We start from the raw sequence: 4,058 nt of genomic DNA on the forward strand, positions 1-4,058 counted from the left end.
GTTATCATACGCTTTTTGAAAAGTGTCGACATAATCGTTAAAATTATCATTCTCATTAAATTTTAACTTACCTGTATAAATATCAGACTTTACTTTTTTAAACACTTTTGTAAATTCAGGAAAAATAATTTCAATATTTTCTTTTATCATCATTGAACCTTGTTCAATTGCAATTTTAATTTGTAATTGTTCTCCACTGGTTATTTGTTTCTTAAAATTCTCAAAAAAAGTTGGATATTTATTATTTATTTCCTCTATTAAGGTGTCTAATTTCCCTAGTACTTCTTTTCTTTTATCAACTCCAAGCCCGTTTGTTAATTCGACTTGGCTTTTTAACTGCTGAACGTTATTTGCCAAATTTCCTATACCAAAGAAAATAGATTTAAATATGTCAATACCATTTTCATTAGTTGTTCTTTGTAACATTTGATCTGATTTAACATTAGAGCTGGTTTGTTTGAAATCGCTATCATATTGACTACAACTAATCAATAATAAACTTAAACTTAGCATTATTGCAATTTTTCTCGCTTGTTTTCTAATTAAATTCATAATAAATTGATTTTTTAAATTATTGTTTTTTTATCTGAATAGATGATAGTATAAAATATTCAGATACTATTTTACACTAACTGAACTACAAATTATTAATCAGATTTCTCTAATAATCGCATAATTGTAAAGGTGGTAAGCCTTTCTCTTTACCAAAAACGTTTTTTTAAGTTCTCATTTAAGCGTTTCGTGTCGCTCAATGGTTTCATACAACGTCTCGCGCGCTTTGCGATGTTGCGGACGATTTAGCACCAAGCCTTTACAAATATAAACAAATTATCGAGTTAAAAACTTCCTTTCAGATAAATCCCAAAACCCGCAATATCGCAAAACCGCTGTTATATGCTGGCTTCGTACTTCTATTGGTAAGTTTTATTTGCCACTTCTATTTGTTTTCTGTTGTGTATCTTCTTTTTCACTTGCGCTCATGCTTTGTTTTGTTGTGACATTGTCTAGTTCGATTGAGACGTTTCCTTGTTCGATTTGGACATTGTCTATTTCGGTCGCGCCATCGTCTTGTTCGATTTTGCCGGTGTCTTGTTCGATTCTGCCAATGCCTTATTCGATTGCGCCAATGCCTTGTTCGATTCTGCCAACGTCTTGTTCGATTATGACAATGCCTTGTTGGATTCTGCCATTCTCAATTTGGTTATTTCGGACTTATTTCCCAATCTGTTGCATTAGGTTCTTGAATTGTAGGATTTCCGAGAAGCTTGCATATAACGTTCCGCGGCTACACGCAGTTGCGGCTTTCGGAGCAGAGTATTTTCTGCTACCGTGAACGAAGTTATGAAAATAAAACGTTCAACTTACCGAAAAACCAGCAATTGCGTGTAACCGCTGTTATGAGTAGGCGTTTTTATTTATCAGAACATTATTATTTAAAACGAATCTGAAGATTTAATTTAAAATAAAATTCTCCATTCTGCTGATAAACTTTTCCAAATTCATGTCGTGTACTACTTGCAGTTTCGAGTTTTGTGTTTACAAATAAATAGTCTTCAAATTGGTTTCTGTTGTAAATATGATAACAGAGAATTTCTCCATTTTCTTTTACTACTAAATAACCGCCAGTTGCATCATAAATTCCAGTCCAAACTTTTGAAGGCATCATTCCTAATGCAACATCAGTTAAGAATCGTTTGATTTTATATTCGTAAAATGTGTGTGCAAATTGATTATCATATTTTAACGGATTGACTGCATTTACATTATCCGATAGATGTTGAATTGTACTTAAGTTTGAAGTAAAAAAAGATTTTAAAATCTCGGATAAAATATTAGGCAAAAGGCTGTCAATTAAAACTAGATTATTTTTGAAAATATCATTTTCTAAAGTGACATAATTTAAGTTACCACCTAAATTGTTGATTTCCTCTATTCTGTCTTTTATTTTACTTCTTGTTTCAATCTCGTTTATAATTTTAATTTGAGTTGGAGTAGGATTGAAGTTTTCAATTTTATAAATAAAATTTGTAGTTTTTCCAGCATTTAAAAGCGTGGCTTCGCCACCTAGTTGCGACTTAATACTAAATCCTAATTCAGCATTTTGATTAATTCTTTGGTCGTGAATTACAATGCGAATATCTGTTTTAGAAGTTGCTTTTGCTTTTAAAGATTGGCAGTTTATAGAAGTCATAAATGCTTCAACTTCGGGAATACTGAATGAACCTGTAGAGCCTTTAATTTTTGCTAATAATTTCACAGCTTGCTGTGAAAAAGTTATTACTGGAATTCTTAAAGTTTCTACACCACCATTAATTATTACTAAATCTCCATCAAGTTGATATTCAAAATTTCCACCACTTTCATTGCGGATAATTTTAATGATTGGATAGAAAATTTCTTCGACTTTATTTAAGTCTGCATCTCCAGTAAATAGTTGCTTGTCGCCAAGCAATTTGAATAAAGCATAAATTTCACTCCATTCGCCTTTGTTTCCTGCTATCATTTTTGTTTTACACCAATTAGTTCTATAATCTTATTTGCAGTTGCCTGAATTGCCGGAACGGCAACGGAGTTGCCGAATTGTTTATATGCGGAAGCATCAGCAACTGGAATTAAATAATTATCGGGAAACCCTTGTAATCTTGCCCATTCACGAGGAGTCATTTTTCTAATACCTTCTCGATTTACTTCTCCTTTGATATGAGTTGTAGGTGTAAAGTCAGTAATTCTATGGTCTAAAACTAAATTTCTTTCTCGTCCCATTCCTCCAACAACAATAGCATTACTTATTCCGTCATCAGGAATAATTGCAAACCCAAATCCATTTCCTTTGCTTTCGTGTCTTGCTTTGTGGTTAAGCAATGTTTGAACATATTGAGTAGATAAAAAGTATTTTGTAGGCGGAACAACTTTCTCTTTAACTTGGGAAAATGAAACTTTCTTTTCTAATGGTTTAGGATATTCAAATGTCTCAATTCCTAAATCTTGTCTAAAACCTACAATGTAAATTCGCTCACGATTTTGAGGAACACCAAACTCTTTAGCATTAATTATTTGAGGTTCTGGCACAAAATAACCTAAATCGTTTCTTAAAACATTTAAGATTGTAGCTAATGTTTTTCCACCATTATGATTTCTTAAGCCTTTCACATTTTCTAAAAAAATCGCTTTTGGTTTTTTTCGTTTGATGATTTCAGCAACATCAAAAAACAGAGTTCCTCGTGTATCTTCAAAGCCTCCACGTTTGCCAGCAATAGAAAATGCTTGGCAAGGAAAACCCGCACAAAGCAAATCAAAACCATCAGGAATGTAAGCTTTCGTTTCTTCTTTAGTGATGTCGCCAAATGGAGTTTCTCCAAAATTGGCTTTATAAGTTTTCTTTGCTTCTTTGTCCCATTCGCTTGTAAAGACACATTTTCCACCTAAATTTTGTAGCGCAAGTCTAAATCCTCCAATTCCAGCAAACAAATCTATAAATTTAAATTTAGGATTTTCTGTTGGTGGAAATGGAACAGAAAACGTGTCGAAAATTCCATATTGCAAAGCTTCTTCTGCAACTAAATTTGTTATCGTTTCTTCGGGATATTTATTTTGTAAAATTTCTACCGTGAAATCTAAAGCATCTTTTTTGTAAAATTGAGAAACACCATTTTTGCTATTGTGCAAATAATGAGTTAACACCGCTTCTTTATTACATTCAGGTTCTACAATTCTATTTCTGAATTGCTTTCCTTTTACTTCTTCAAGCGATATTTTTTCTTTTAAATTCATTATATGATTCTTAAAATTACATTTCAACATTAAGTACGCAATTTAGCAAATCTTTTGTGATGTCATTTCTCCAAAATCTTAAAGTTGTCCAATAACTTTCTAACAATTTCCTGTTAATTACTTCGGAAAGATTTAGTTGAATTTAAATGAAAATGTCTCTTTTATACGATTTTTCGAACGCTTACTCATAACGTCTCGCGCGCTTTGCGATGTTGCGGACGATTTAGCACCAAGCCTTTACAAATATAAACAAATTATTGAGTTAAAAATTTCCTTTCAGATAAATC

Annotated in this window: 4 protein-coding genes; 1 reads left to right on the forward strand and 3 read right to left on the reverse strand. The window is 32.0% G+C overall.

Annotated features, from left to right (window positions below):
• On the reverse strand, positions 1-552 hold a 552-nt coding region (locus Q0Q96_RS04695), incomplete at its 3' end, for a hypothetical protein (protein ID WP_293872077.1).
• 516 nt (positions 553-1,068) lie between these two features.
• Between Q0Q96_RS04695 and Q0Q96_RS04700 the strand changes: the two genes are divergently transcribed.
• Positions 1,069-1,236, forward strand: coding sequence for a hypothetical protein (locus Q0Q96_RS04700; RefSeq protein ID WP_293872078.1), 168 nt, complete (start codon positions 1,069-1,071; stop codon positions 1,234-1,236).
• 193 nt (positions 1,237-1,429) lie between these two features.
• Here the strand turns inward: Q0Q96_RS04700 and Q0Q96_RS04705 are convergent, their stop codons facing one another.
• Together Q0Q96_RS04705 and Q0Q96_RS04710 are read right to left on the reverse strand one after the other, a co-directional pair.
• Entirely contained in the window at positions 1,430-2,503 is a 1,074-nt protein-coding gene (locus tag Q0Q96_RS04705) for an HpaII family restriction endonuclease (protein ID WP_293872079.1), read from the reverse strand.
• On the reverse strand, positions 2,500-3,771 hold the full coding sequence (locus Q0Q96_RS04710; RefSeq protein ID WP_293872080.1) for a DNA cytosine methyltransferase: 1,272 nt from the start codon (positions 3,769-3,771) through the stop codon (positions 2,500-2,502). The genes Q0Q96_RS04705 and Q0Q96_RS04710 overlap by 4 nt, the downstream gene beginning before the upstream one ends.
• Positions 3,772-4,058 lie beyond the last annotated feature (287 nt).

Origin of the sequence: Flavobacterium sp. (assembly GCF_025352015.1) — a bacterium.
In the GTDB taxonomy this organism is placed as follows: domain Bacteria; phylum Bacteroidota; class Bacteroidia; order Flavobacteriales; family Flavobacteriaceae; genus Flavobacterium.